The organism is Comamonas odontotermitis (assembly GCF_020080045.1).
In the GTDB taxonomy this organism is placed as follows: domain Bacteria; phylum Pseudomonadota; class Gammaproteobacteria; order Burkholderiales; family Burkholderiaceae_C; genus Comamonas; species Comamonas odontotermitis.
The window spans coordinates 845,091-870,966 of record NZ_CP083451.1 but is presented as its reverse complement, the minus strand read 5'-3'; the positions used below and the strand labels follow the sequence as shown (position 1 = coordinate 870,966).

The window sequence follows — 25,876 nt, the reverse complement described above, 5'->3', positions numbered from 1 at the left end:
ATGACAACCGATCTGCCAACATCCATGCAACTACCCAGGCCCGAGCCTCTGCTCGGCACTCGGGGCTGGGCCATCTTTCTGGCTGCACTCATCGCGGTATGCGCCGTGGCGCCCGCCCTCAACCTGCTGGTGCCCGAGGGCAGTGCGCTGCATCTGTCCGACTATCTGGTGGGCCTGATGGGAAAATTCATGTGCTATGCCATCGTGGCCCTGGCCATCGACCTGATCTGGGGCTACACCGGCATCCTGAGCCTGGGCCATGGCCTGTTCTTTGCATTGGGTGGCTATGTGATGGGCATGTACCTCATGCGCGAAGCCGCAGGCCCCGATGCGCTGCCGGCGTTCATGGGTTTTCTGGATTGGAAGGAACTGCCCTGGCACTGGGCGCTGTCGGGCAGCTTTGTGGCCACCGTGCTGATGGTGGTTCTGGTTCCGGGCGTGATCGGTGGCGTATTCGGCTATTTCGCCTTCCGCTCGCGCATCAAGGGCGTGTATTTTTCCATCATCACCCAGGCGCTTACCTATGCGGCCATGCTGCTGTTCTTTCGCAACGAGACTGGCTTTGGCGGCAACAACGGCTTCACGGGCTTCAAGACCCTGCTGGGCTATTCGCTGAACACGCAAGCCATGCATGTGCTGCTGTTTGCGCTGTCGGGGCTGGCGTTGCTGGGCTGCATTCTCTTCTCGCGCTGGCTGATTCGCAGCAAATACGGCCGCGTGCTGCAGGCCGTGCGTGATGCCGAATCGCGCACCATGTTCTGCGGCTACAACCCCTTGCCCTACAAGCTGTCGATCTGGATCATCTCGGCCATGATGTGCGGCCTGGCCGGTGCGCTGTATGTGCCCCAGGTTGGCATCATCAACCCCAGCGAGATGAGCGTGGGCAACTCGATCGAAATGGCTGTGTGGACGGCTGTGGGTGGCCGCGCAAGTCTGGCAGGCCCCATCATTGGTGCTTTCGCCGTCAACGGTGGCAAGAGCTGGCTCACCGTCGCGGCTCCCGAATACTGGTTGTATGTGCTGGGCGCATTGTTCATCGTGGTGACGCTGCTCATGCCGGGCGGCCTGATCCGCCTGCCCGCGCAGATCCGCGAATGGCAGGACAAGCGCCGCGCACTGGCGCAGCCATCTGCCTCGCAGCAAGGAGTACAGGCATGACCCCCGACCTGATGCAATCGGGCAGCGAGCGCCTGCAGCAGTACCGCAGAGAACACCCCAGCGAAGGCCGCACCGAATCAGGCGGGCGCAGCGCCAGCATGGCGCGGCCCGTGGTCGCTGGTGAGGTGGATACCACCCACGGCCGCATCCTCTACCTGGAAGATGTGCATGTGAGCTTTGATGGTTTCAAGGCCATCAATGGATTGAACCTCGACATTGCCCCTGGCGAGCTGCGCTGCATCATCGGCCCCAATGGCGCAGGCAAGACCACCATGATGGACATCATCACTGGCAAGACCCGGCCTGACAGCGGCACCGTGTTCTTCGGCTCTACCATCGATCTGCTGCGCTACAACGAGCCCGAAATTGCCGCCATGGGGATTGGCCGCAAGTTCCAGAAGCCCACGGTGTTCGAGCAGCTCTCCGTGTTCGAGAACCTGGAGCTGGCACTCAAGACACACAAAGGTGTTGCGGCATCCATGCGCTTTGCCCTCCATGGCGCCCAGAAGGACCGCATTGCCGAAGTACTGCACACCATTCATCTGGCAGGCAGCGTGAACCGGCAGGCAGGCCTTTTGAGCCATGGCCAGAAGCAGTGGCTGGAAATTGGCATGCTGCTGGTGCAAGAGCCCCAGTTGCTGCTGTTGGACGAACCCGTTGCCGGTATGACGGACGAGGAAACAGCGCGCACGGCGGAGCTGTTTCTCACCCTCAAAGGCAGGCATTCACTGATGGTGGTGGAGCACGACATGGGCTTCATCGGCACCATCAGCGAGAAAGTCACGGTGCTTTGTGATGGCGCTGTGCTGGCCGAAGGCACCCTCGCCCAGGTGCAGGCCGACGAGCGCGTGATCGAGGTGTACCTTGGCCGCTGATTTCTGTAAAACAGTCGCTGCCCGCATTGGATAGCCGGGCGCAGGACGCAAAAAATGCTTGAAGTTCACAACCTGCACCAGTACTACGGCGGCTCGCACATTCTGCGCAATGTCAGCGTGAAAGCCGAGATCGGCAAGATCACGGTCCTGCTGGGCCGCAACGGCGTTGGCAAGACCACGCTGCTCAAGAGCCTGATGGGTCTGGTGCCGATCAAGAGCGGCCTCATTGAATGGCAGGGTCGGGACATTGCGCGCAAGACGCCCTACGAGCGTGCGCGCAGCGGCATCGGCTATGTGCCGCAAGGGCGCGAGATTTTTTCGCGCCTGTCGGTAGAAGACAATCTGCGCATGGGATTGTCATACTGCCCTGCGCGTACCCGTATACCGGGCGAGCTGTACGAGCTTTTCCCGGTATTGAAGCAGATGCTGCACCGGCGCGGCGGCGATCTCTCGGGCGGCCAGCAGCAGCAGCTTGCCATCGCACGCGCGCTGGCGCCACAGCCCCAGATACTGATTCTCGATGAGCCTACCGAGGGCATACAGCCCAGCATCATCAAGGACATCGGCCGCGTGATCCGCATGCTGGCCGACCGCGGCGATATGGCCATTCTGCTGTGCGAGCAGTACTATGACTTTGCCGAAGAACTTGCCGATCACTATGTGGTGATGGAACGCGGCGAAGTGATTGCCGCAGGTCCCGGCAATGAAATGCAGCAAAAGGACATCCGGAAACTGGTGGCAATCTGACCCATGGCCTGGCATGCGCAATTGGCGCTTGATTACCGCAAGCAGCAAGACAAGACCGCCCTGCACTTCACGCACGACGGCCCGCTGCGCATTCTCAAGAGCCTCTACCCCGAAGGCGCCAGCATCTGCCACAACGTGCTGGTACATCCTCCTGGAGGACTGGTTGGTGGCGATGTGCTTGATATCAACGTACAGGTGCGGGAAGGCGCGCATGCCCTGGTGACCACCCCAGGCGCCACACGTTTCTACAAAAGCAATGGCCAGTCCGCGCTGCAGCGCACCCGGCTCGTGCTAGAGGCTGGGGCAAGGCTGGAATGGCTGCCGCTGGAAGCCATTGCCTACAACGCCTGCGATGCCGCCAACCACCTGCAGTTCGAGCTTGCCGAAGGCGCCCAACTGCTGACCTGGGATGTGACGGCATTGGGCCTGCCCATGGCGAACCAGCCTTTTGCATGCGGGCGCTTCACCCAGCATATGGAATGGCCCTGCCTCTTTCTGGAGCGCGGCCTCATCAGTGCGCAAGACCATCTGTTGCTCGACGGAGCTCTGGGTTTGTCTGGACAACGCTGCATGGGCAGCCTGATTTTTGCAAGCGGCACACCGCTTGCCCGCCCCCAGCGCGAAGCGCTGCTGGAGAGCACACACGGGCTGCTGCAGGCAGCGCCCCAAAGCACCGTCTGCGGCGTTACCGCGCCCAACGCGCATATGCTGGTGCTGCGCGGCCTCGCGCCTGTGGTGGAGCCGCTCATGCAGGTGTGGAAGACCGTGTGGGCGCATTGGCGCAGCGAGCTGTGGAGTCTGCCCGGCACAACGCCCCGCATCTGGTCGATGTAGCACTGTCTCTCTGTCCTTGGCGGCCTGTCGAACCTGGCGCGCTGAAGGAATCAGGCGCCGTCGATCAGGAGTTCGATATCCTTGGCCAAGGTGTCCACCGGTGTGCCATACCGGCTGTAGAGGCGTAGACGCCCTTGCGGATCGAAGATGTAATCACCAGCGGTGTGGTCCATGGTGTAGCTGGCCGGTGTCTGGCCATCCACCTTCTTGTAGTAGATCTTGAAGTCCTTGGCCATCTTCGCCAGTTCCTCGTCGCTGCCACGCAGCGCCAGAAAGCTCGGGTCAAAGTTGGCAATGTAGGACTTGAGCATTTCAGGCGTATCGCGGGCCGGATCCACCGAGACAAAGACCACTTGCAGCTTGTCGCCCTTGGCGCCCAGCTTTTGCTTGACAGCCGCCAGATCGCTCAAGGTCGTGGGACACACGTCCGGGCACTGCGTATAGCCAAAGAACAACAAGGTCACCTTGCCCTGGAAATCGGCCATGGTGCGGCGCTGGCCATTCTGGTCGGGCATCGCAAAATCCTGTGCGTATTCCTTGCTGCCTGTCAGGTCGATCGCATTGAAGCTGGCCTTGGGCTGGCTTTGTTTGCATGCAGTCAGGGTACCTGCAGCGCCCGCCACCAGGGCGCCAGCAGCCATCCATCGAAGAGCATCACGCTTTTTCATCACATATCACCAGGTTACATAGTGGTCGACCAGCAAGGCGGCAAACAGCACGCTCAGGTAGACCAGCGAAAAGCGGAAGGTCTTGCGGGCCAGAGCGTCGGAATAGCTGCGCCACAACGCGACAGCGTAGCCAAAGAAGCCTGCACCCAGTACCACGGCAGCCACCAGATAGATCCACGAGCTCATCTGAATGATGAAAGGCAAAAGGCTCGCTGCGAACAACACCACCGTATAGAGCACGACCTGCACACGGGTGTAATAGTTCCCGTGCGTCACGGGCAGCATGGGCAGGCCCGATTTGCGGTAATCCTCCACCCGGTACAGTGCCAGGGCCCAGAAGTGTGGGGGTGTCCACAGGAAGATGATGAGAAACAGCAGCAGCGACTGCGGCGCGACATCGCCGGTCATCGCAGCCCAGCCCAACACAGGCGGCATTGCACCGGATGCACCGCCAATCACGATGTTCTGTGGCGTCAGGGGCTTGAGAATCACCGTGTAGATGATGGCGTATCCCACGAAGGTGGCAAAGGTGAGCCACATGGTCAACGCATTGACCCAGAAATACAGAATGGCCGAACCCGCCGCGCACAGGGCCGCAGAAAACAGCAAGGTCTGGCTGTTGGAGAGTTCACCACGCGCCGTGGGGCGCCAGGCCGTACGCTTCATGCGCGCGTCGATGCTCTGCTCCACCAGGCAGTTGAAGGCCGCAGCAGCGCCGGCCACCAGCCAGATACCGGCGCAGGCAATCGCCATCAGCGACAGCTCGGACGCCGAAGGCAGACCCGGCACTGCCAGCACCATGCCGATCAATGCGCAAAACACGATCAACTGCACTACCTTGGGTTTGGTCAATGCATAGAACTGCGCAAAGCGGTTCGGCATCGGGGCAGCGGCAAGTTCGGTCATCGGAGCACTCAGTCTTTGTTCCATACAGCAATTCAGGCCGCAGCTTCGCCACGGCGGATTTCACGGTGCGTGCTGCACCACATCCAGGTCAGCACCACCATGATGGCCGCAGCGCCGCCGGTGTGCAACACGGCGGCCACGATGGGCCAGTCCAGCACCACATTCGACAGCCCGGTGGCAAACTGCAACACGGTCAACCCGATCAGCCACCGCCGCTGCGAGGCCAGTTGCGGCACGGTGTGCAAACGCCAGCCCAGCCAGAGCAGCGCCGCAATCACCAGGTAGGCAAACAGCCGGTGCACATAGTGGATGGCAACCAGCGCTTCATAGCTGATGTGCGAGCCATCGGCCAAGAAGCCCAGAGGGCGCCAGATCTGGAAGCCATCGAAATTCATCGCTGGCCACCAGGCACCATTGCACTGCGGAAAGGTGGTGCAGGCCAGCACCGCGTAATTGGTGCTCACCCAGCCACCCAAGGTGACCTGCACGAACACCAGCGCTGCGGCAGCCGCGATCACCCAGCGCAGCACCTGCGGCACTGGGACTAACCCGAGATTATCGGCAAATTGCGTCTGGCGCGTTGCCTGCACGGTTAATAGCATCAACAGCACCGTGCCACCCAGCAGATGCAAGGTGACGATGGCCGGAAAGAGCTTCATCGTCACCGTCAACGCGCCAAACGCCCCCTGTATCAGCACCCACACCAGGGTTGCCGTGGGCCACCAGGGGCTGATGGGTTCGTGCTCCTGGCGCCTGCGGCGCACCCATGCGCTGGCAGTGAGCACGATGATGAGACCCCCGACCGCTGTCGCCAGATAGCGGTGAATCATCTCCACCCAGGCCTTGCCGTGCGTGACCGGGCCAGTGGGCATGGCCTGCTGCGCTGCCGATATTTCGGCGTGCGCGCCAATCGGGCTGGCATTGCCGTAGCAACCCGGCCAATCGGGGCAACCCAGACCCGAATCAGTCAGGCGCGTGAAGGCGCCAAACATCACCAGATCAAAAGACAGGAACAGGGTGAGCACCGCCAGCACCTGCAGGCGCTTGAGCGGCGTTGCGCCCCGGTGCCGCCACCAGATCCAGGCAACAGGCCCCAGCGCAATGATGGCGCCCGTAAGCAATACCCGCGCCAGCGGTGCGAAATCGTACAGATCCTGCGAAGTCATACTCTCAAAAACTCAGGGATGCACTTCATGCATCGAACGGAAAACAGCCGCAGCGGGTTGGAGCGCAGGCCAGCAACCCGCCTGGCCCGGAGGCCAATCAGCAAGAGAAGGGGCCATGGGCACGCTAACGCCCCTCCTTGTCCCAGCTGGAGGAGGCGCGCAGCAGTCTTTCCAGATCCTTGCGGGCCTTGGCTGCACCACCCTGGCCCAATCTGGCGGGAAAGCGCATCATCCAGTGGCCCAGCGGGTCCACCACGTATAAGTGATCTGCCAGTTGTGCACCAGCAGCCGGTGCCAGCCATTGCGCCACCGCCGCCTGCGGCATGCGCAGCACGGTGGCCTGTGAAAGCGCTGGGAGCATGGTTTCGGCTGGTGTGCCACCATCGGTGATCAACCATACCCAGTCCACCCGCTCCTTCTCTCGCCCCATGCTCTCGCGCAACTGGCGCTGAAGGTAAAGATTGTTCTGACAGATGTCGTCGCAGGCGGCGGGCGATGCGCTCACCAGCAGCCATTGCCCCTTGAGACTCTGCAGATCGAACGCCTTGCCATCCAGCGTCTGCACCTGCATGGCAGGAAGGGTGGGCTGCTGGACAACCAACTCACCAAAATTACGGCGGCCTTCGGGGCGGATCACATAGTAGGTGAAGTACGAAGCGATCACCGGCGCTGCGCACACCAGCAGCACCAGGAACATCTTGATGCGGCCACTGCGCGAGCGCTCTGCGGCATCGATGGCATCGCCCGCCTGGGCGGCGGGCAAGCTGTGCACGGTCAGGCCCAGCAATTCCTCATCCGCCGGTGGCGGGGCTTGGGTGGCGGCGGCGCCTGCGGACACTTTGGACAATTTGGAACCAGACATAAAGGATGGCAATCAGGCTACACAGGCCAAACCATTGAAACGCATAACCATAATGCTTTTCCACGCCGCTGCCTACCACAGGCCAGTCGCGTGCAAGGCCATCGGAGGCAGCGCCGGTTTCCACCACCGTCAATGCGGCCAGGGGCACGCCGATCTCTCGGGAGAAACTCGCAGTGTCGAGATTCTGACGGATCTGGGATACCCCTGAGGCATTGGCTGGCGTCTGCAACTCCAACAGGCGCGCAGGCTGGCTGGCAATGCGCCCCTGCACCTGCACACGGCCGGAAGGCGTCTGTACCGTTGGCAACGCAGCTCTGTTCTCAAAATTACGGGGCACCCAGCCGCGCTGCACCAGTACGGTCTGCGGCAGGTTCGACCCAACAGGTCCAGTTGGCCCTGCCAGGCGCAGCGGTGTCAGCACATAGAAACCAGGCCTGCCCTGCATCTGGCGATTGTCCAGATAGACCGTATGCTGTGGCAGCCATTCGCCTTGTAAAACCACCTGTCGGTGCAGCAATTCTTCTTGCGCAGAAAGCGCCAGTGGCACCAGCAGGCTGTGACCATCCAGCGCAGGCATGGCAACACGCGCATCAAAGTGCGTCTGGTAGGCTTCCTTCTCTGCAGCGCGGCGCAGTTGCCAGCGTCCGAGCGATGCCGTCACCAGCATGGCGATCACTGCCGCCATGGTGATGATGGCAAAACGCAGGCGCACCTTGCGGGCGCCGCTGGCAACAGTGGAATCCGCTACATCAGCCATGGCTGGCGGCACCCCGCAATGCGCTGTTCATGCAAACGCTTCCTGCAAATTCCGAGACAAAAACGTGCGACTGGCTTTCATTCCCATGGTTATACCCTGCCCCACGCACCGAATCGGTAGCACGGGTGATAGCGGATGGCGCAGGTGCTGCATCTGCGCAAGAATGGATGCCTGACTGCTTATTGGCGCCCGAGGGATATGCGCTTTTGCTATCAAAACAAAAGCGCATTGCGCGACAACACCCGGAGTTTTCCATGAAGATCATCATCGCACTCGCCTTTGTCGTCATCATTGCCAGCCTGGCATCTGCCCTCATCTTCATGATGCGCGGCAGTCGGGAGGATGGCGCCGGCAACAAGCGCATGGCCTGGGCGCTCACGGTACGGATCGGGATCTCGGTGCTGGTGTTCCTGTGCATTCTGATTGCCTGGAAGCTGGGCTATATCCAGCCCCATGGAATTCCTGCGGGCTCCTGAACCACCACCGACCCAACAGCAAAAAAGCGCCGTGAGGCGCTTTTTTGCTGAGCTGGATGCAACTTACATCCAATACACCAGTATGTACAGGCCCAGCCAGACCACGTCCACAAAGTGCCAATACCAGGCAGCCCCTTCAAAGCCAAAGTGCTTCTTGGTGGTGAAATGGCCTTTTTGCAGCCGCAAGGTGATGACCAGCAGCATCAACATGCCGACAAACACGTGCAAACCATGAAAGCCCGTAAGCATGTAGAAGGTGGAGCCGTACACGCCCGAATTGAGCTTGAGATTCAGCTCGGTGTAGAGGTGGTGGTACTCGTAGCCCTGCACGAACAGGAAGATCACGCCCAGCAGCACCGTCATCCACATGAACTTGATGCACTTGGCACGGTGGTCGTCCCGCAGCGCATGGTGGGCAATGGTGAGGGTGACGCCCGAAGTCAGCAGCAACGCTGTATTGATCGTAGGCAGCCAGAAAGGCCCCACCGTCTGGAACGGATCGACTGTGCCTGCGGGTGACGCGGTCGCACCAGGCGACACGCTGGGCCAAGCCGCCTTGAAATCAGGCCACAGCAAGGCGTTGTCCAGGCTGCCCAGCGTAGGCACCGAATGCGCGCGCGCCCACCACAGTGCCGTGAAGAATGCGCCAAAGAACATGACTTCGGAGAAGATGAACCAGCTCATGCTCCAGCGGTAGGACATGTCGATGCGGTGGCTATACTTGCCTGCCTGGCTCTCATGGATGGCATCGCCAAACCACTGGTACAGCACAAACAGCCACCAGACCGTGCCCAGGAGCAGCACGTACTTGGCCCAGTCATGGCCGTTGACCCAATTGCCTGCCCCGACGATCATCAGGCCCAGGCCGATGGCCGCCATCACCGGATGCCGCGATTCTGCGGGAACGAAGTAGTACGGCGTAGCGCCATGGGGTGTCGCACTCATCTCAGCTCCTGATATCTCGTTTTCTTGCTACTGAAACACTCTACTCAAACCAACCAATGCACCAGGGCCATCAGGCCCAGCACAAACAAAGCCAGGGCCACCAGACCTACGGCGATGACTTGCAGCGGCGTGATCTGCGCGCCATCCTGCTGCCACTCCGATCCCTTGCGAACGCCCAGCAAAGACCACAGCACCGCCTGCACCGTGCGCCACACGCTGCCTTTGCGCTGTCCGGGTTGCGGTGTCGGGCTGGGTGCTGGCATCACGATGACCCTGGTTCCGCTGCCGCAGCGGCCGCCGTGGGTACGACCACCGGAGCACCCGGTGTCTTGCCGCCCACTTCAAAGAAGGTATAGGACAAGGTGATCGTCGTCACATCCTTGGAGAGTTTGGGATCGATGACGAAAGCCACCGGCCACTCCTTTCTCTCACCCGGGTCCAGCGTGTACTGGTTGAAGCAGAAGCACTCCAGCTTGTTGAAGTAGGGAGCGGCCTGCTTGGGCGCATAGCTGGGAATCGCCTGCGCCGCCATGCGGTGGTTCTGCTCGTTGCGAAACTCGTACATCACCGTGCTCAACTCTCCTGGGTGCACCTTCATCGACGCCACAGCGGGCTTGAAGCTCCAGGGGCCACGCGCATTGGCATCGAACTCCACCGTGATGGTGCGACTCTCGTCCACCTGGGTATTGAGCTTGACGTTTTTCCCCGCGGTGCCGTTGCCCGGCACATCGCGCTCGGTCAAGGCCAGAATGTTGATTCCGGTGACTTCGCAGATGCGCTTGTACAGCGGGATCAGCGCATAGCCAAAGGCAAACATACCCAAGGCTACGACGGCCAGCTTGCCCACCATCTTGACGTTGTCTGCGTGTCGCACTCTTGCTTGCTCCTGTTTGCTCGCCGTACTGCTTACAGCACCGTCATCTTCACCAGAAACCCGATGAAGAAGACCAGCGCCACCGACGCCAGAATCAGCGCCAGCCGGGTGTTTGCCTTGCGTTGTTCAGGCGTTGTCATCTACAGATCCAATCAGCCAATGACCTTGGTGGCCGTGGCGTCCAGCTTGGGAGGGTTCTCGAAAGTATGGAATGGTGCTGGCGAGGGCACTTCCCACTCCAGACCTTCAGCGCCTTCCCATGGCTTTTGCGGGGCCTTTTCGCCACGGCGACGCATGCCGGGCCACACCACGAACACAAAGAAGTACACCTGCATCAGGCCGAAGCCGAATGCACCGATCGACGCGATCATGTTGAAATCGGCGAACTGCATGGGGTAGTCGGCATAGCGACGCGGCATGCCGGCCAGACCCAGGAAGTGCATGGGGAAGAAGGTGATGTTGAAGGTGATGAGCGAGCCCCAGAAGTGGATGCGACCGCGCGCTTCGGAATACATCACGCCAGTCCACTTGGGCGCCCAGTAGTAATAACCGGCAAACATCGAAAACAGCGAGCCAGCCACCAGCACGTAGTGGAAATGCGCCACCACGTAATAGGTATCCTGCAACTGGATGTCGATGGGGGCCATCGACAGAATCAGGCCGGTGAAGCCGCCCATCGTGAACACGAAGATGAAGCCCACGGCAAACAGCATCGGTGTCTCGAAGGTCATCGAGCCGCGCCACATCGTGGCCACCCAGTTGAAGATCTTCACAGCCGTCGGCACCGAGATCAGCATGGTCGCGTACATGAAGAACAGCTGGCCAGTCACCGGCATGCCGGTGGTGAACATGTGGTGCGCCCACACGATGAAGGACAGAATGGCAATGGCCGCCACGGCATACACCATCGATGCATAGCCAAACAGCTTCTTGCGGCTGAAGGCCGGAACGATCTGGCTCACGATGCCGAAGGCCGGCAAAATCATGATGTAGACCTCGGGGTGGCCGAAGAACCAGAAGATGTGTTGGTACATGACCGGGTCGCCGCCGCCCGCAGGGTTGAAAAAGCTCGTGCCAAAGTGACGGTCGGTCAGGGTCATGGTGATGGCGCCGGCCAGCACGGGCATCACGGCAATCAGCAGGTATGCGGTGATCAGCCAGGTCCAGCAGAACATGGGCATCTTCATCAGCGTCATGCCGGGGGCGCGCATGTTCAGGATGGTGACGATGATGTTGATCGACCCCATGATCGACGAAGCACCCATCACGTGCATGGCGAAGATGCTGGTGTCCATGGACGGACCCATCTGCAGCGTGAGCGGTGCGTACAGGGTCCAGCCCGCAGCGGGCGCGCCGCCAGGCATGAAGAACGAGCCCACCAGCATCAGGCCTGCAGGAATCATCAGCCAGAAGCTGAAGTTGTTCATGCGCGCAAAGGCCATGTCGGATGCACCGATCTGCAACGGAATCATCCAGTTCGCAAAGCCCACAAAGGCCGGCATGATGGCGCCAAACACCATGATCAGGCCATGCATGGTGGTGAGCTGGTTGAACAGCTCAGGGTTGACCAGCTGCAGGCCGGGCTGGAACAGCTCGGCGCGGATCAGCAGCGCCAGCACGCCGCCCACCATCAGCATGGTGAACGAGAACAGCAGGTACAGCGTGCCGATATCCTTGTGATTGGTGGCAAACACCCAGCGGCGCCAACCGGTGGGCGCGCCATGGTGGTGGTCATCGTGGCCATGCGCATCATGGCCGTGGCCAGTGTGGCTGTGGTCTGTAGGGAGAACGGCGCTCATAGTTCTTGACTCCGATAGCTCTTCGTGTGCTGGACTGGTGGGGCTTTATGGCGCAGCAACAATGTCTACGCGGCGCGCCTGGCTGTCAGCGCCCTGTCCTGCAGTAATGGTTTCTGGCTTGCGCATCTCGATGCGCCCATCGGCTACGCCGTTGTCTGTCAGCATCTTGGCCACTGCCTGGGCGCGCAGCTTGGCGAGTTCGGCGTTCTGATCGGCATTGCCGGTGGAATCGACATAACCGGACAGTACCACCTTGCCAGCCTGAGCGGCCAGGGCGCCCGCCGCCTTCTTGACGGTGGCCTGTGCGTCACTGTCCAGATCGCTCTTGCCGCTGCCGAAAAACACCTGGAATGGACCCGCTTCTGCAGCCGGTGCGGCAGCAGCAGGGGCCGCTTGTGCATCGGCAACCGGCGCAGCGGGTGCGGGGGCTGCAGTACCAGCAGCAGGCGCTGCGGAGCCCCCGCCCTCAGGGAACTTGCCACCGCGTGCAGCCACGAACTCGGCGGGTTGCACCATGGTGCCGGTCTTGTTGCTCCAGTGGTTCTTGGCAAAGGTCACCACAGCGGCCAGATCGGTATCGCTCAACTGCTTCCAGGCGGGCATGGCGCCATTGGCGCGGCCTTCCAGCACGGCGTGCATCATGTCTGCCGTGGGGCCCAGCACCACGGGGCTGCCGTCAAGTGCCTTGATAGGGCCTGCGCCCTTGCCATTGGCCTGGTGGCAGGCCGCGCAATTGGCCGCATAGACCTTTTCGCCACGGGCCACCAGATCGGCCAGCACCCAGACCTTGTTCGGATCGTCCGCCTTGGCAGCCAGCTTCTTCTTCTGGTCTGCCACCCATGCGGAATAGTCATCAGCCGACAGCACCTTCACGTGGATAGGCATGTAGGCATGCTCCTTGCCGCACAGCTCTGCGCACTGGCCGTAGTAATCGCCCGTTTTCTCGGCACGGAACCAGGTATCGCGCACGAAGCCGGGGATCGCATCCTGCTTGATGCCAAAGGCAGGCACCATGAAGGAGTGGATCACGTCCGCAGCCGTGGTGATGACGCGCACCTTTTTGTTGACGGGCACCACCAGCGGGTTGTCGACGCGCAGCAGATAGTCATTGGGCGCCTTGGAGACATCGCCACTGTTGGACATGGCGCGCTGGCTGCTGTCCAGGGTGGAGACAAAGCTCAGGCCTTCACCTTCGCCCGTCAGGTAGTCATAGCCCCATTTCCACTGGTAGCCGGTCACCTTGACAGTCAGGTCCGCATTGGTGGTGTCTTTTTGCGCCACCAGCACCTTGGTGGCAGGCAAGGCCATCAGGATGACGATGACAAAAGGCAGAACCGTCCAGGCAACTTCCACTGTGACCGATTCATGGAAATCCGCGGCCTTGGCCCCTTTGGATTTGCGGTGCTTCCAGATCGAATAGAACATCACCGCAAACACACCAACGAAGATGATGGTGCAGATCCACAGCATCATCCAGTGCAGGGTGTGCTGTTCTTCGGCAATCTTGGTAACCGGGGGAGGCAGGTTCATCTGCCCGACTGCAGGGCCGCCCGGCAGGCTCTGCACTGCGTGCGCTGCAGTTGCCAAACCTACGCCAGCCACCAACAGCAAAGAAGCCAGTTTTTGAGAAACACTTTTCATAGTTGTCACTTACTTCTCAACGTCTCATCGTTATGAAGTGCAAGGCACCATGTGGGGGAAACATGGAGCCGCGTGGTGCACCTTTGGCCGAGCGCACCTGCGGTTGCACTCATGCCACTTTGTCATCAAACCGAGCATGGCGTGAACTGCGCAATATTGCAACCCATGCAATCCCGGGATCATAGGGCTTTCACAACAGAAGCCCTTCAGGCACTAGACAGCCGTCGCAATTGGCGTTCCACGCCAAGCCCTGGTACCGGGCTTGTCTCCGGCGTGGCCCGAGCCCTTGGCGGTGTATCACCGGTTGCCCATATCGGCAGCGCCTTGCGCGGCAGCGGTCACTTACCCCTGCATGCGCCCCTGACGCAGCATCTGCTGCATGTCTTGCACGCTGATGACACTCTCGCCCTGCAGCTTGATGCGCGGAGTCGGCTTGAAGGCGTGGCCGTAGATGATCTCGAAGGTGACAACCAGCCGCCCTTCCTCATCGGCGCGGGCCAGCTGTCGCGCAAGCGATAGGTCGAGCTGTTCAAGCCAGCTGCGCCCCCGCAGGGCGCCAAAGCGGCGGGGGTGCAGGTTTCGCCCCAGCTCGCGCAGTTCCGCGCGCAATTTCTGCGCACTGGAATACGACAGTGTGATGCGCTCCATGTCCATCACCGGCTCGGCAAAACCAGCCTGCACAAGCATGTCGCCCCAGTCATGCATATCAGTGAACTCGTGGCTCGCAGCCGGCCAGCCCTGCTGTGCATAGACGGCCCGAACTTCTGCCAATGTGTCCGGCCCCAGGCAGGAAAACATCACAAACCCATCCACAGCCAGCAACTGGTGCCAGGTCTGCAGCAGTTGCTGTGGATTGGGATGGTTGTGCAGGGCCATGTTGGCCCAGAGCATGTTCACGCTGCCCGCTTCCGGCTGGCCCCAGTGCAGCCTGGGCTGGCGCCACCGGCTCATGCTCCACCAGGGGTTGGAGAGGTGTTCGCGCAGCACGGCTTCGTGTCCAGGCTGGGTTTCGACAACGCTCAGCGCCGACTGTGGATAACGCTCGGCCACACGCTGATGCGCTGCCAGGCCACCGTACAGCGGCTGCCAGCTGCACCAGGCAGCGGGCTTTTGCATAATCCACGCCAGACGCTCCTCCATGCGCCGCCCTACTTCATCATGCAGCCAGGGGCTGTGCGCAGGCGCCTGCCTCTGCCAGCGCGTGGCGGCTATCGGGTCAATCGTCGGGGGAGTGGAAAATTCGGCCATGGGGAAGCCCGCTACGCAGTAAGGGCGTGGGTTAAATGTCTTCTGAAAGAAACGGCATGGCAATAGTCAGCAGCGAAAGCGGTGTTTCGGCTCCACGTTGGCACCATTGGCAATGGTGGCAACAGTGGCCAATCCGGTTTGCAAACTGCCTGGGTGAGCACCTGCCCGGCACCTGCCTGGTGTGCCAGCGCTGGCCCAGCCCGCAGCTGTGCAGTGACTGCGCAGCCATCTGCGCGCCTTCTGCCACAGGGCGCTGCGACCGCTGCGCGCTGCCTTTGCCCGGCACCAGCCGGGTCTGCCCGGCTTGCCTGCTCGACCCGCTGCCGCTGAGGCACTGCCATGCAGCGGTGGACTATAGCCCGCCTTGGAGCGGCATGGTGCAGCAGTTCAAATATCACCAGCATCTGGCATGGGCAAGGCCCATGGCGCAGTTGATGCTGCAGGCGCCGCACGCGCGGCAATGGCTGCAACAGGCAGATCTCGTGCTTGCGGTACCGCTCTCGGCCGCGCGGCTGCGCGAGCGGGGCTACAACCAGGCCCTGCAACTGGCCCGCGCCCTGCAGCGCCAGGCACCGGGCAACGCCGTGCTTCATTCTGGCTGGCTATTGCGCCTGGCCGATACCCCGGCGCAGGCGCAGTTGGGCCGCGCTGCGCGCTTGCGCAATCTGCGCCACGCTTTTGCCGTCGAACCGCGCCATGCAGCAGCGATTTGCGGCAGGCAGGTGTTGTTGGTAGACGATGTAATGACCACGGGCGCCACATTGGCTGCAGTGGCAAACATGCTGCTGGCGCACGGTGCATCTGCGGTAGATGCTATGGTTTTTGCAAGAACTCCGTCGCCGGAATAAAACGCAGCGCCATGCAGGCGCTTTGATGCATCACTACACTGGCACGCCTTGGCGGCCCGTGCCGCGCGCATCTTCCCATCACTGCATCCCATGTTCAACGTCGTCCTGGTCGAGCCAGAAATCCCCCCCAATACCGGCAATGTGATCCGCCTGTGCGCCAATACCGGCAGCCGCCTGCACCTGATTGAGCCGCTGGGGTTTTCCATGGAAGACCGCTACATGCGCCGCGCAGGCCTCGATTACCACGAGTACGCCGCCACGCAGCGCCATGCCAGCTGGCAGGCCTTTGTCGACACCATGCAGCCAGCGGCAGACCGCATGTTCGCCATGACCACGCATGGCAGCAGCCCTGCGTTTGACATTCAATTTCACCCGGGCGATTGGCTGGTATTTGGCTGCGAAACCCGTGGCCTGCCCCCTGCCTTGCGCGAGAGCTTTCCCCTCACCCAGCGTGTGCGCCTGCCCATGGTGGCAGGCCAGCGCAGCCTCAATCTGTCCAACGCCGTGGCAGTGACCGTCTTTGAAGCCTGGCGCCAGAACGGCTTTGCCATGCCTGACGGTGGTATCGCCCAATAACCAAGATTTGAGAAAAATGGCCATTGGCGCACAACAGATGCGCGCCAATAGCTCTCATTTAAATAGCAAATAGATGTGCCGCCGGGGCTCAGGCGTTTTGTGAGCGCTTGACGAAGAACAAGCCCATGCCGACCAGCATCAGCAGGCCACCAAACACCTTGTTCTGGATACGCATGGCCTTGCTGTCACGCAGCAGGCGGCGCAGCACACTGGCGCTTGCGGCATAGCCGTGCATCACGATGGTGTCCACTGCCAAGGTCGTGACGGACAGAATCAACAGTTGCAGCCACAACGGACGAGCAGCCGTCATGAACTGCGGCAGCACCGCCACCATGAAGATGATGCCCTTGGGATTGGTGGCATTGGTCAGAAAACCACTCAAGGTACGCTTTTTCCAGCTGCCTTCGGGCTGCTGCGTGGCCGTGTCGCTCACCAGGCCTCCAGTCGAGCGCCACTGCTGAAAACCGATGTAGATCAGGTAGCAGGCGCCCACGATCTTGACGATGTTGAACGCGGTCTCGGACGCGATCAGCAGCGAGCCCACACCCGCACCCGCAATCAGCAGGATGAGCAGCAAGCCCAGCTGCAGCCCAAAAATGGTGGCGCTGGTCTTGCGCACGCCGTAGGAAAGGCCGTGGCTCATCGACAGCACCGCGCCCGAGCCCGGAGATACAGCAATGATGATGGCCGCCACCAGATAGGCCAGCCAGGTGTGAAATTCCATGATCGATCCAGAAACGGCCTCACCATGCCAACGCCCATGCATCACATCGCCCTGCCATGTGCGCATTGGCGCCTGGCAGGCCGCAGTTTGTAGGCCCGGCACAACGGGCAAAGCCGCCATTATCGCGCCAGGCTGCTCTCCATTGCCAGCACCGCCCGTGGGGGACTGTCACATATTTTTCATAGCAGCCTGCGCTTGCTGGGCATACGCAGAACGCAAAAAATTGCAATAAATTCCCACAAATCACAAAAAAAACGTAACCTCGTCCCCAAAGTACCTACAACAACACCATTTTTTGCACGCATGGAAGCGCACGCCCCTCTCTGGCTGACCTACACCTTTTTGTACCTGGCAGCCGCTGTCATCGCCGTGCCGATTTCGCGCGCCCTCGGCCTTGGCACCATCATCGGCTACCTGGTGGCCGGCATGATCATCGGCCCCAGCGGCCTCAAGCTGGTCAGCAATGTGCAGGACATCCTGCATTTTTCCGAGTTCGGCGTAGTGCTGATGCTGTTCCTGATCGGGCTGGAGCTGCAGCCCAGCCGCCTGTGGAGCATGCGCCGCCCCATTTTCGGCGTGGGCAGCGCGCAAATGCTGCTGTGCACCGCAGGTCTGTTTGCCGCAGGCTGGCTGCTCGGGTTTGACTGGCATATGGCCCTGATTGCAGCCCTGGGCCTGGCACTGTCTTCCACCGCAATTGCGTTGCAAAGCATTGCAGAGCGTAACCTCATGTCTACCAACAGCGGCAAGACGAGCTTTGCCATCCTGCTGTTCCAGGACGTGGCGGCCATCCCGATCCTGGCGCTCGTGCCCCTGCTGGCCGTGGGCCAGCAGGCCGCGCAGAACGACGGCAACATGCTGCTGGAAATTGGCAGAACCCTTGCCATCATTGCCGCCGTCATCGTGGGAGGGCGCTACCTGCTGCGCCCCGTGCTGCGTTGGATTGCGCAAAGTGATTCCCGCGAAATCTCTACCGCCACCGCCCTGCTGCTGGTGGTGGGCATTGCCTACCTGATGCTGCAGATCGGCCTGTCCATGGCTCTCGGTGCCTTTCTGGCTGGCGTGCTGCTGGCCGACAGCGAATTCCGCGCCGAACTGGAGACCGACATCGAGCCTTTCAAGGGCCTGCTGCTCGGATTGTTCTTCATCGCCGTGGGCATGAGCATCGATTTTTCGGTGATCCTGTCGTCTCCCCTGGCCATGCTGGCGCTGGTGGTGATTTTTCTGCTCATCAAATCCGTCGTTATCTACAGCCTCGCCACCGTGCTGCGCATGCCGCTGCAGGAGCGCCCGCTGTTCACGCTGCTGCTGGCGCAAGGCGGAGAGTTTGCGTTCGTGGTGTTCAGTGCCGCGCAGGCGCAGGGTATTGTGAGTCCGCAGCACTCTTCGCTGCTGATCGGCGCAGTGGCCATCTCCATGGTGGCTACGCCACTGATGGTGGCCGCCATGGACCGCTGGCTCATGCCACGGTTTGCCAACCTCGCCACCGGCGAAGATGCGCCGGAAGAGCTGCACGAGCAGCAGGAAGCATCCGTGTTGATCGCAGGATTTGGACGCTATGGCCAGATCGTGACCCGTGTGCTGCTAAGCCAGGGCATCAAGGCCGTCATTCTGGACCACAGCGTCGAGATGCTCCAGGTCGCGCAGAACTTCGGCTACCGTGTGTTCTATGGCGATGCCACCCGACAGGATCTGCTGCGCATCGCCGGGGCAGAGAAAGCCGAGGTCATGGTGATCGCGGTCGACGACGAGAGCCAGACCAACCAGATCGTCAAGCTGGTGCAGCAGCATTTTCCGCACCTCAAGATCGTGACGCGGGCCAAGGATGTGGCGCACTGGTTTGCCCTGCGTGACATGGGCGTGCAGTATGTGGACCGTGAACTGTTCGATTCCAGCCTGCAGACGGCCGAGAAAACGCTGGAGCTGATGGGCTACACCCCTGAGGACGCGCAATATGTGGTCACGGTGTTCCGTGCCCACAACATCGAGTTGACCAACAAGATGTACGAACACCGCAACGACCGCGAAACCATGCTGGCCGTGGGCCGCCAGGGCCGCGATCAGCTGGTCGAGCAGATGATGCGAGAGCGCCAGGAGCGCCAGACGCAGGCGCAGGAAGCCGAGCAGGCCCCCAGCAGCCCCTACCCCCACCAGCCGGACGACCCGCAATCCCACATTTGACCGTAGGCACGCGCAGCCCACCGGCTGCGTGCTACGCTTTGCGCCCTATGTTCAACCCCTCCCAAGCCGATGTGCGGCGTTTTTTCTGCGCTGCACATGCCAAGCAGCAAGCCGGCCAGCCCATGGAAGCCATCGAAACCCTGGCAGGCCTGTGGATTGCCGAGCACCCCGAATACCGCGAAGACCTGAGCGACGTGGATGCGGCCATCGCCCGCAACTACGACCTGACACCCGACAAGACCAACCCGTTTCTGCATCTGTCCATGCACCTGTCGATCAGCGAGCAATGCAGCATCGACCAGCCACGTGGCATCCGCCAGGCGGTGGAGTTGCTCGCCAAGCGCCTGGGCTCGCTGCATGATGCACATCATGTTGCGATGGAGTGCCTGGGCACCATGCTGTGGGAGAGCCAGCGCTCGGGCCGCCCCCCTGATGGAGACGCCTACGTGGCAGCCGTGCAGCGCAACGCCACCAAGGACTGAGCGCCGCTCTCTCCCCCTAACAAAGCAGAACGCCCGGCATTGCCGGGCGTTTTTGCTGTAGCAACTGCTGCGTTGCCCGCCATTGCTGCCTTATTTGCTGCGGAAGCGCGATTCCGGCACGGTCTGCAAGCCGCCCTGCAGGCTGCCGATGTAGTCTGCCAGCTCTTTCATCTCCGCATGGTTGAACTGCTTGGCCATGGCCCCCATCACCGGGTTCGAACGGCCGATGTATCCGTTCTTCTCCACGGTGTAGGACTTGAGGGCTGCATACAGATAGTCGGCATTCTGGCCAGCCAGCTTGGGATAGGTGGGATCGATGGCCTTGGAGAAATTGTCGCCATGGCACGATGCGCAGGTGCCTTTCTTCAGCAGCTCAGCGGTCTTGGTGCTCGGCTCTCTCGAAGGCTTTTCAGCTACCGTCACATCACCGGTGGTGTGCTTTTCGTAATACGCGGCCAGATCAGCAATGTCCTGGTCGGTCAGCGAGTCGGCAATGGCGCGCATGGTGGGGTGTTTGCGGTCGCCTTTTTTGTATGCATGCAACGCTGCCTCGATGTACTTGCCGTTCTGCCCCGAGATCTTCGGTACCTGGTACACCTCAGGAAAACTGGCCTTGTAGCCCACGATACCGTGGCAGCCAATGCACATGGCAATTTTTCCTTCGGCTGCCTTGGCATCACCCTTCACCTCCTGGGCCGCCGCCCAACCCGTCACAGACGCGACAGCCAATGCAAATACCGTGGTCAATGTTTTATTCATTTTGCGCGCACAATCGTGTGGAAAAGCTACCGCGTCTAGGCGGTGTCTAAGTTTATAGTCAACGCTGAAACAGACCCTGTCACCTCGATTCTGCATTCTCTTTCATGAAATTCCAAGGCACACAGAACTACGTTGCGACCAATGACCTGATGCTCGCGGTCAATGCGGCAATTACCCTTCAAAGACCGCTTCTCGTCAAGGGGGAACCCGGCACAGGGAAAACCATGCTGGCGGAAGAAGTGTCGCAGGCGCTAGACATGCCGCTGCTGCAGTGGCACATCAAGTCCACCACCAAGGCGCAACAAGGCTTGTATGAGTACGATGCGGTCAGTCGTCTGCGGGACAGCCAGCTTGCCGATGTGGAAGGTGCGGCCCGTGTGCATGACATCCACAACTACATCGTCAAGGGCGTGCTGTGGCAGGCCTTCACCGCAGACCGGCCCGTGGCCCTGCTGATCGATGAAATCGACAAGGCCGACATCGAATTCCCCAATGATCTGCTGCGCGAACTCGACCGCATGGAGTTCTATTGCTACGAGACGCACGAGATGATCCGCGCCAAGCACCGCCCGCTGGTGTTCATCACCTCCAACAACGAGAAGGAGCTGCCCGATGCCTTCCTGCGCCGCTGCTTCTTTCACTACATCAAGTTCCCAGACGCGGAGACGATGAAGCAGATCGTCGAGGTGCATTTCCCGACGCTCAAGCAGGAGCTACTGTCGGCGGCCATGAAGGTGTTCTTCGAAATCCGCAACCTGCCAGGCCTCAAGAAAAAACCATCGACCAGCGAGCTCATCGACTGGCTCAAGCTGCTGGTTGCCGAAGACATTCCGCCCGAGGTGCTGCAGACCGCCGACCAGAAGATTGCCGTGCCACCCCTGGTAGGCGCGCTTTTGAAGAACGAGCAGGACGTGAGCCTCTTTGAGAAGCTGGTCTTCATGAGCCAGCGCAACCGCTAGCCAGCGCATGGCCACACCGCAGCAACTGTTGGCCGAAGGATTGACAGACGCCATCGGCTTTCTGGCCGGTGCGCTGGCAGGCTGGGGCATTTCGCACCTGCTGGGCTGGCCGCTGTTTGAAGAAGGCTACAGCGCGGGCAGCATTGCCGCGATTGCGCTGGTGGGCCTGGGCGGCGGGGCGGGCCTTCAACTGGCCAGGCTCTGGCGAAAGTCCAGATAGAAACACGCTGAAATGCCCCTCGGTTAAGCACAATCCGCTATCCAATTCATCACATTCAGGAACACCATGGCTTTTGTGGAACCCATCGATCTGCGCCGCAACGGCGTGCTGCTCACGCCCCTGGACTTTGCGCATGAAGACGGCCTGCGTGCCGCTGCGCAGGATGGCGAACTCTGGAAGATCCGCGTCACCTCCGTTCCCGAGCCGGAAAACACCAGGCTCTACATCGAGCAGGCCATGAACATGCGCGCAGCGGGCAACCGCATGCCATTTGCCGTCATCGATGAAGCCACGGGCAAGGTGCTGGGCAGCACCAGCTACCACGACATCGTGCCCGCCTTGAAGCGCGTGGAAATTGGCTACACCTGGTATGCGCAGAGCGTGCAGCGCAGCCATGTCAACACCACCTGCAAGCTGACCTTGCTGACGCATGCATTCGAAACCCTGGGCGCTGCCGTGGTGGGCTGGCGAACCGATAACTTCAACTTTGCCAGCCAGCGGGCGATTGAGCGCCTGGGAGCCAGGAAGGACGGCGTGATCCGCCACCACGCGCCCCGCCGCGATGGCACCGTGCGCGACACCGTGATGTACAGCATGCTCGCTGGCGAGTGGCCCGAAGCCAAGGCGCAGCTGCTGTACCTGCTGAACAAGCCACGCTGATGTTCGTCAAGTGGCCTGGCGCCTGATGGGCGCCAGACGCAATGGCTGCGAAACTACAGCACCGGCGCCATCATGCCCACCACGTTGTGTACCAGCCGGGTATGAAATGGCCAGGCGCGCACCGTTGCCACATCCACGGGCTTTGACACGGACAGGTAGCCCAGTTGCCGCGCGCGTATGCTGCCCGTCACCTCGCAGTCGCTGATCAACAGGTTGTTCTCGTAGTTCAGCTCCAGGCTGCGGCGGTCCATGTTGGCCGACCCCACCAGGCTGATCTCGCCGTCCAGGGTCAAGGTCTTCGCGTGCAGCACACCCAGCGGATACTCGTAGAGCGCCACCCCGTTGCTCAGCAGGTCGGCATAGCAGCTGCGGCAGGCCTGCGCCACCAGCCATGAATCATTGCGTGCGGGCACGATCAGGGTGGTGGCCACCCCACGCCGGGGCGCGGCGCACAGGGCGCGCAACAAGGCCTCGTCCGGTACAAAGTATGGCGTGGTGATCAGCAGTTCGTGGCGCGCTGCGTACATGCTGGCCACAAACAGATCGGACATGCCGTTGTGCCGCGCCGTGGGGCCTGTTTCCACCGCCTGCGCCACGCAGTTGCCCGGCGCGGCATCCGCCGCGGCCACCGGCGCATTGGGCAGGTCGTCCAGCCCGGCTTCGTTGGTCTCCGGAATCCAGCCGCTCAAGAACAGCGTCTGCATCTGCCGTACCACCGGCCCCTCACAGCGCAGCAGCACATCGATCCAGGGCGCGTACCTTGCTTTTATGCGGAACTCGGGGTCCGCGCAATTCTGGCTGCCGCAATAGGCGATGCGGTTGTCGATCACCACCAGCTTGCGGTGGTCGCGCAAATCCACGCGGCTGAGCGCCATGTGGCGCAGGCGGCTCACATCATCCAGCGTAGCCAGCAATTGCACGCCAGCCTGCGCCAGCTCCCGCCACAGGGCGCCATCATGAAAGGCGCGCGAACCAAGCGCATCCACCATCACCCGGCACCGCACGCCACGGCGTGCAGCAGCCGCCACCGCCTGCGCCAGGCGCTGGCCGGTATCGTCGGCCAGCCAGATGTAGAAGGCGATGTGTACCTGCTGATGCGCCTGCGCGATGTCGTCGATCAGATGGTGGATGGCCGCCTTGGAATTGACCATGGGCTGGGCCGGTACCGCCGTCGCGTCGCCCAGCAGCACGACGCGGTTGCCCGCAACTGCATCAAAGCCGGTGATGGAATGCGCCAATGCCACCAGGGATGCTGCCGCCCCCGACACCTGCGCAGGCGTCTGCACCGGCCGCTGCAAAGTGGTCTGCACCCGGCGCAGCCGCCGCGCGCGCGAGCGCCCGATGCTGGTCTCGCCCAGCAACAGATAGGCCGCTATACCCACCAGCGGCACCAGCATGATGACTGCCACCCATGCGGCACGCGAGGCAGGCGAACGGTTGGCCCGCGTCAGCGCGCGGGCCGCGACCAGCAGATGCAAGATGAAAACAGAGCCTGTCCACAGTTGGGGAAGCAGATTGCTGTGCATGAGATTCGACGGACACGCCAATACAGATGGTTCATGCTAGCACGGCCTCCATCTGCGCCTGAGCCCCGGTGAGCGCCGTTCACAGCCTACTCAGCAGGCTTTCCTGCAGCGCAGGCAGGTGCTGCTCGGGCAGAATATTGCTCATGTGCTTTTTCACGTTGTCCGCATAACTGGCGTTGGTCTTTTGCTTCAGAAATTGAAGCACCTTGAGCAGATTGACCACCAGATCGCTCTCGTTCTGGCTGGCATTGAGCTGCGCCAACATGTGCTGGGCATCGCCGCCGCGCTGCATCTGCAGGATGCCGGATGCATACATCTTGCATGCGGCCAGAGAGCGTTTGGCAGCGGAAGACGACAGCGCCTCCCGTGCAGGCGCCAACGCAGGTGCCAAAGGCGCCGGGCGCGAGGGCTGCAGGTCGATGCCCGCTGGCAGCAGCGTGGATTCGCGCTGCTCTGCTGCCGGGAAAGGCGCCAGCGATGCCTGGCGCAACGCGTCATGGGAGTCGCGAGTCGTCCAGGCCTGCCCTTCCACCGGACGCTGCACCAGATACCCCTGGGCCAGCAGGCTGTCCATCAATGCCAGGGCGGTGTCACCGAGCCAACCCGCAATCTCTTGACGGGAGCGGATGCCATCGCACAAGATAAGGATCTGCCGCTCCTGCACCGACAGGCTGGCACGGTTGCGCAACGCCTGCCTGGCCTTGTCCGTTTTGATCATCACCATGGCAGCATGCTCCCCCAAGTCCCGTTAGACTGGAAAGACTAGCTCGCTTCTGTTACCAATTGTTTACAACTCCATGCTGATCGACTTTTTCTACACCTTGCGCGCGGCCAAGCTGCCAGTTTCGGTCAAGGAACTGCTCACCCTGCTGGAGGCACTGGACAAAGGCCTGGCCGGTCCACGATCGGAAGATGCCTGGAGCCTGGACGATTTCTACTTTCTGGCCCGCACCTGCCTGGTCAAGGATGAAAAGCTGTTCGACAAGTTCGACCAGGCTTTCTCCGCCTATTTCAAAGGCATGGAGCTGCTCACCGACTGGAAGAAGGAACTGCCGGAAGACTGGCTCAAACAGGTGCTGGAGCGGGAACTGAGCCCCGAGGAAAAGGCGGCGATCGAGGCCATGGGCTGGGATGAGTTGATGGAAACCTTGAAAAAGCGCCTCGAAGAGCAGAAGGAGCGCCACGAAGGCGGCAGCAAGTGGATCGGTACCGGCGGCACCAGCCCGTTTGGCCACGGCGGCTACAACCCCGCAGGCATCCGCATTGGCGGCCCCGGTAAAAGCCGAAGCGCGGTCAAGGTGTGGGAGCAGCGTGCCTACCGCGACTACGACGACACGCAGGAGCTGGGCACGCGCAACATCAAGGTGGCGCTGCGCCGCCTGCGCAAGTTCGCCCGCGACGGCAACGAACTCGAACTCGATCTGCCCAACACCATCCGGGCCACCGCCGCCAACGCGGGCTATCTGGACATCAAGATGATCCCCGAGCGGCACAACAATGTGAAAGTGCTGCTGCTGATGGATGTGGGCGGCACGATGGACGACCACATCCAGCGCGTCGAGGAGCTGTTTTCCGCCGTCAAGAGCGAGTTCAAGCACCTGGAGTTCTATTACTTCCACAATTGCGTCTACGACTACATGTGGAAAAACAACAAGCGCCGCTATGCCGAAAAATTTCCGACCTGGGACATCATCAGAAAATATAACAAGGATTACAAACTGATCTTTGTGGGGGATGCCACAATGAGTCCTTACGAAATCCTACAACCGGGCGGCTCGGTTGAATATAACAATGAAGAACCGGGTGCCGAATGGATCAAGCGCCTGACCAACGCTTTTCCCAAGCACGCTTGGATCAACCCCGAACCGCAAGGTGTCTGGCAATACCGCCAGAGCATCAGCCTGATACAACAACTCGTAGGCGACCGTATGTTTCCCCTGTCATTGAAAGGCCTGGAGGACACAATGCGGTTGCTGTCAAAGTGA

General features: G+C 61.2%; 29 protein-coding genes. 13 read left to right on the top strand and 16 right to left on the bottom strand.

From position 1 onward, the window contains the following. Genes urtC through LAD35_RS04020 form a run of 4 tightly spaced genes read left to right on the top strand, consistent with a single transcriptional unit; the run spans window position 1 to window position 3,614 of the window. Window positions 1-1,158, top strand: a complete 1,158-nt coding sequence (gene urtC / locus LAD35_RS04035; RefSeq protein WP_224151430.1) for an urea ABC transporter permease subunit UrtC — start codon at window positions 1-3, stop codon at window positions 1,156-1,158. Continuing rightward, entirely contained in the window at window positions 1,155-2,033 is an 879-nt protein-coding gene (gene urtD / locus LAD35_RS04030; RefSeq protein WP_224151429.1) for an urea ABC transporter ATP-binding protein UrtD, read from the top strand. Before urtC ends, urtD begins: the two co-directional genes overlap by 4 nt. Before the next feature lie 54 nt (window positions 2,034-2,087). Continuing rightward, on the top strand, window positions 2,088-2,780 hold the full coding sequence (gene urtE, locus LAD35_RS04025) for an urea ABC transporter ATP-binding subunit UrtE (protein ID WP_224151428.1): 693 nt from the start codon (window positions 2,088-2,090) through the stop codon (window positions 2,778-2,780). A gap of 3 nt (window positions 2,781-2,783) precedes the next feature. Next, window positions 2,784-3,614 (top strand): urease accessory protein UreD, encoded by an 831-nt coding sequence (locus LAD35_RS04020; protein ID WP_224151427.1) that lies wholly within the window; start codon window positions 2,784-2,786, stop codon window positions 3,612-3,614. Between the two features lie 50 nt (window positions 3,615-3,664). Here the strand turns inward: LAD35_RS04020 and LAD35_RS04015 are convergent, their stop codons facing one another. The 5 genes from LAD35_RS04015 to LAD35_RS03995 form a co-directional block, all read right to left on the bottom strand. Beyond that, window positions 3,665-4,282: an SCO family protein gene (locus tag LAD35_RS04015; protein ID WP_224151426.1), complete on the bottom strand. Its 618-nt coding sequence runs from the start codon at window positions 4,280-4,282 to the stop codon at window positions 3,665-3,667. 6 nt (window positions 4,283-4,288) lie between these two features. Continuing rightward, window positions 4,289-5,188 (bottom strand): heme o synthase, encoded by a 900-nt coding sequence (cyoE, locus tag LAD35_RS04010; RefSeq protein WP_224151425.1) that lies wholly within the window; start codon window positions 5,186-5,188, stop codon window positions 4,289-4,291. A 32-nt stretch (window positions 5,189-5,220) separates the two neighbouring features. Next, complete coding sequence (locus LAD35_RS04005) at window positions 5,221-6,354, bottom strand: COX15/CtaA family protein (RefSeq protein ID WP_224151424.1); 1,134 nt, start codon at window positions 6,352-6,354, stop codon at window positions 5,221-5,223. A 124-nt stretch (window positions 6,355-6,478) separates the two neighbouring features. Next, window positions 6,479-7,216, bottom strand: coding sequence for an SCO family protein (locus LAD35_RS04000; RefSeq protein ID WP_224151423.1), 738 nt, complete (start codon window positions 7,214-7,216; stop codon window positions 6,479-6,481). Continuing rightward, window positions 7,146-7,973, bottom strand: a complete 828-nt coding sequence (locus LAD35_RS03995; protein WP_224151422.1) for an SURF1 family protein — start codon at window positions 7,971-7,973, stop codon at window positions 7,146-7,148. The genes LAD35_RS04000 and LAD35_RS03995 overlap by 71 nt, the downstream gene beginning before the upstream one ends. Window positions 7,974-8,227: 254 nt before the next feature. Here LAD35_RS03995 and LAD35_RS03990 point away from each other — a divergent pair, with 254 nt between their 5' ends. Next, complete coding sequence (locus tag LAD35_RS03990) at window positions 8,228-8,449, top strand: twin transmembrane helix small protein (protein ID WP_224151421.1); 222 nt, start codon at window positions 8,228-8,230, stop codon at window positions 8,447-8,449. A 63-nt stretch (window positions 8,450-8,512) separates the two neighbouring features. Here the strand turns inward: LAD35_RS03990 and LAD35_RS03985 are convergent, their stop codons facing one another. The 7 genes from LAD35_RS03985 to LAD35_RS03955 form a co-directional block, all read right to left on the bottom strand. Then, a complete protein-coding gene (locus LAD35_RS03985) occupies window positions 8,513-9,394 on the bottom strand; it encodes a cytochrome c oxidase subunit 3 (RefSeq protein ID WP_224151420.1) in 882 nt (293 codons plus the stop codon). Window positions 9,395-9,438: 44 nt separating this feature from the next. Then, entirely contained in the window at window positions 9,439-9,657 is a 219-nt protein-coding gene (locus LAD35_RS03980) for a DUF2970 domain-containing protein (protein ID WP_224151419.1), read from the bottom strand. Further along, window positions 9,657-10,268, bottom strand: coding sequence for a cytochrome c oxidase assembly protein (locus tag LAD35_RS03975; protein WP_224151418.1), 612 nt, complete (start codon window positions 10,266-10,268; stop codon window positions 9,657-9,659). Before LAD35_RS03975 ends, LAD35_RS03980 begins: the two co-directional genes overlap by 1 nt. 32 nt (window positions 10,269-10,300) lie before the next feature. Then, complete coding sequence (locus LAD35_RS03970) at window positions 10,301-10,408, bottom strand: cytochrome oxidase small assembly protein (protein ID WP_224151417.1); 108 nt, start codon at window positions 10,406-10,408, stop codon at window positions 10,301-10,303. Window positions 10,409-10,420: 12 nt separating this feature from the next. Then, complete coding sequence (gene ctaD, locus LAD35_RS03965; RefSeq protein ID WP_224151416.1) at window positions 10,421-12,067, bottom strand: cytochrome c oxidase subunit I; 1,647 nt, start codon at window positions 12,065-12,067, stop codon at window positions 10,421-10,423. 45 nt (window positions 12,068-12,112) lie between these two features. Next, the gene (coxB, locus tag LAD35_RS03960) at window positions 12,113-13,708 is read right to left on the bottom strand and encodes a cytochrome c oxidase subunit II (RefSeq protein WP_224151415.1); all 1,596 of its coding nucleotides are present in this window, start codon (window positions 13,706-13,708) and stop codon (window positions 12,113-12,115) included. 342 nt (window positions 13,709-14,050) lie between these two features. Further along, complete coding sequence (locus tag LAD35_RS03955; protein WP_224151414.1) at window positions 14,051-14,956, bottom strand: class I SAM-dependent methyltransferase; 906 nt, start codon at window positions 14,954-14,956, stop codon at window positions 14,051-14,053. A 35-nt stretch (window positions 14,957-14,991) separates the two neighbouring features. Here LAD35_RS03955 and LAD35_RS03950 point away from each other — a divergent pair, with 35 nt between their 5' ends. Together LAD35_RS03950 and trmL are read left to right on the top strand one after the other, a co-directional pair. Next, window positions 14,992-15,804, top strand: a complete 813-nt coding sequence (locus LAD35_RS03950) for a ComF family protein (protein ID WP_224151413.1) — start codon at window positions 14,992-14,994, stop codon at window positions 15,802-15,804. A gap of 90 nt (window positions 15,805-15,894) precedes the next feature. After that, the gene (gene trmL, locus LAD35_RS03945; protein WP_224151412.1) at window positions 15,895-16,380 is read left to right on the top strand and encodes a tRNA (uridine(34)/cytosine(34)/5-carboxymethylaminomethyluridine(34)-2'-O)-methyltransferase TrmL; all 486 of its coding nucleotides are present in this window, start codon (window positions 15,895-15,897) and stop codon (window positions 16,378-16,380) included. An 88-nt stretch (window positions 16,381-16,468) separates the two neighbouring features. Here trmL and LAD35_RS03940 read toward each other — a convergent pair whose 3' ends face one another. Then, on the bottom strand, window positions 16,469-17,104 hold the full coding sequence (locus LAD35_RS03940; RefSeq protein ID WP_224151411.1) for a LysE family transporter: 636 nt from the start codon (window positions 17,102-17,104) through the stop codon (window positions 16,469-16,471). 303 nt (window positions 17,105-17,407) lie between these two features. Here LAD35_RS03940 and kefC point away from each other — a divergent pair, with 303 nt between their 5' ends. Continuing rightward, window positions 17,408-19,285, top strand: coding sequence for a glutathione-regulated potassium-efflux system protein KefC (kefC, locus tag LAD35_RS03935; protein WP_224151410.1), 1,878 nt, complete (start codon window positions 17,408-17,410; stop codon window positions 19,283-19,285). Between the two features lie 47 nt (window positions 19,286-19,332). Next, window positions 19,333-19,767 (top strand): DUF1841 family protein, encoded by a 435-nt coding sequence (locus LAD35_RS03930; protein ID WP_224151409.1) that lies wholly within the window; start codon window positions 19,333-19,335, stop codon window positions 19,765-19,767. Between the two features lie 90 nt (window positions 19,768-19,857). Here LAD35_RS03930 and LAD35_RS03925 read toward each other — a convergent pair whose 3' ends face one another. Then, complete coding sequence (locus LAD35_RS03925) at window positions 19,858-20,526, bottom strand: c-type cytochrome (RefSeq protein ID WP_224151408.1); 669 nt, start codon at window positions 20,524-20,526, stop codon at window positions 19,858-19,860. 104 nt (window positions 20,527-20,630) lie between these two features. Here LAD35_RS03925 and LAD35_RS03920 point away from each other — a divergent pair, with 104 nt between their 5' ends. From LAD35_RS03920 to LAD35_RS03910, 3 genes are all read left to right on the top strand, one after another. After that, complete coding sequence (locus LAD35_RS03920) at window positions 20,631-21,485, top strand: AAA family ATPase (protein ID WP_224151407.1); 855 nt, start codon at window positions 20,631-20,633, stop codon at window positions 21,483-21,485. A 7-nt stretch (window positions 21,486-21,492) separates the two neighbouring features. Beyond that, window positions 21,493-21,705, top strand: a complete 213-nt coding sequence (locus tag LAD35_RS03915; protein ID WP_224151406.1) for a hypothetical protein — start codon at window positions 21,493-21,495, stop codon at window positions 21,703-21,705. Window positions 21,706-21,771: 66 nt separating this feature from the next. Beyond that, on the top strand, window positions 21,772-22,365 hold the full coding sequence (locus tag LAD35_RS03910) for a GNAT family N-acetyltransferase (RefSeq protein ID WP_224151405.1): 594 nt from the start codon (window positions 21,772-21,774) through the stop codon (window positions 22,363-22,365). Window positions 22,366-22,418: 53 nt separating this feature from the next. Here LAD35_RS03910 and cls read toward each other — a convergent pair whose 3' ends face one another. Further along, on the bottom strand, window positions 22,419-23,891 hold the full coding sequence (gene cls, locus LAD35_RS03905; protein ID WP_224151404.1) for a cardiolipin synthase: 1,473 nt from the start codon (window positions 23,889-23,891) through the stop codon (window positions 22,419-22,421). Between the two features lie 79 nt (window positions 23,892-23,970). Then, the gene (locus LAD35_RS03900) at window positions 23,971-24,615 is read right to left on the bottom strand and encodes a hypothetical protein (RefSeq protein WP_224151403.1); all 645 of its coding nucleotides are present in this window, start codon (window positions 24,613-24,615) and stop codon (window positions 23,971-23,973) included. Between the two features lie 73 nt (window positions 24,616-24,688). Here LAD35_RS03900 and LAD35_RS03895 point away from each other — a divergent pair, with 73 nt between their 5' ends. Then, window positions 24,689-25,876 carry a vWA domain-containing protein gene (locus tag LAD35_RS03895; protein WP_224151402.1) on the top strand — a complete coding sequence of 396 codons (1,188 nt, stop codon included), beginning with the start codon at window positions 24,689-24,691 and terminating at the stop codon, window positions 25,874-25,876.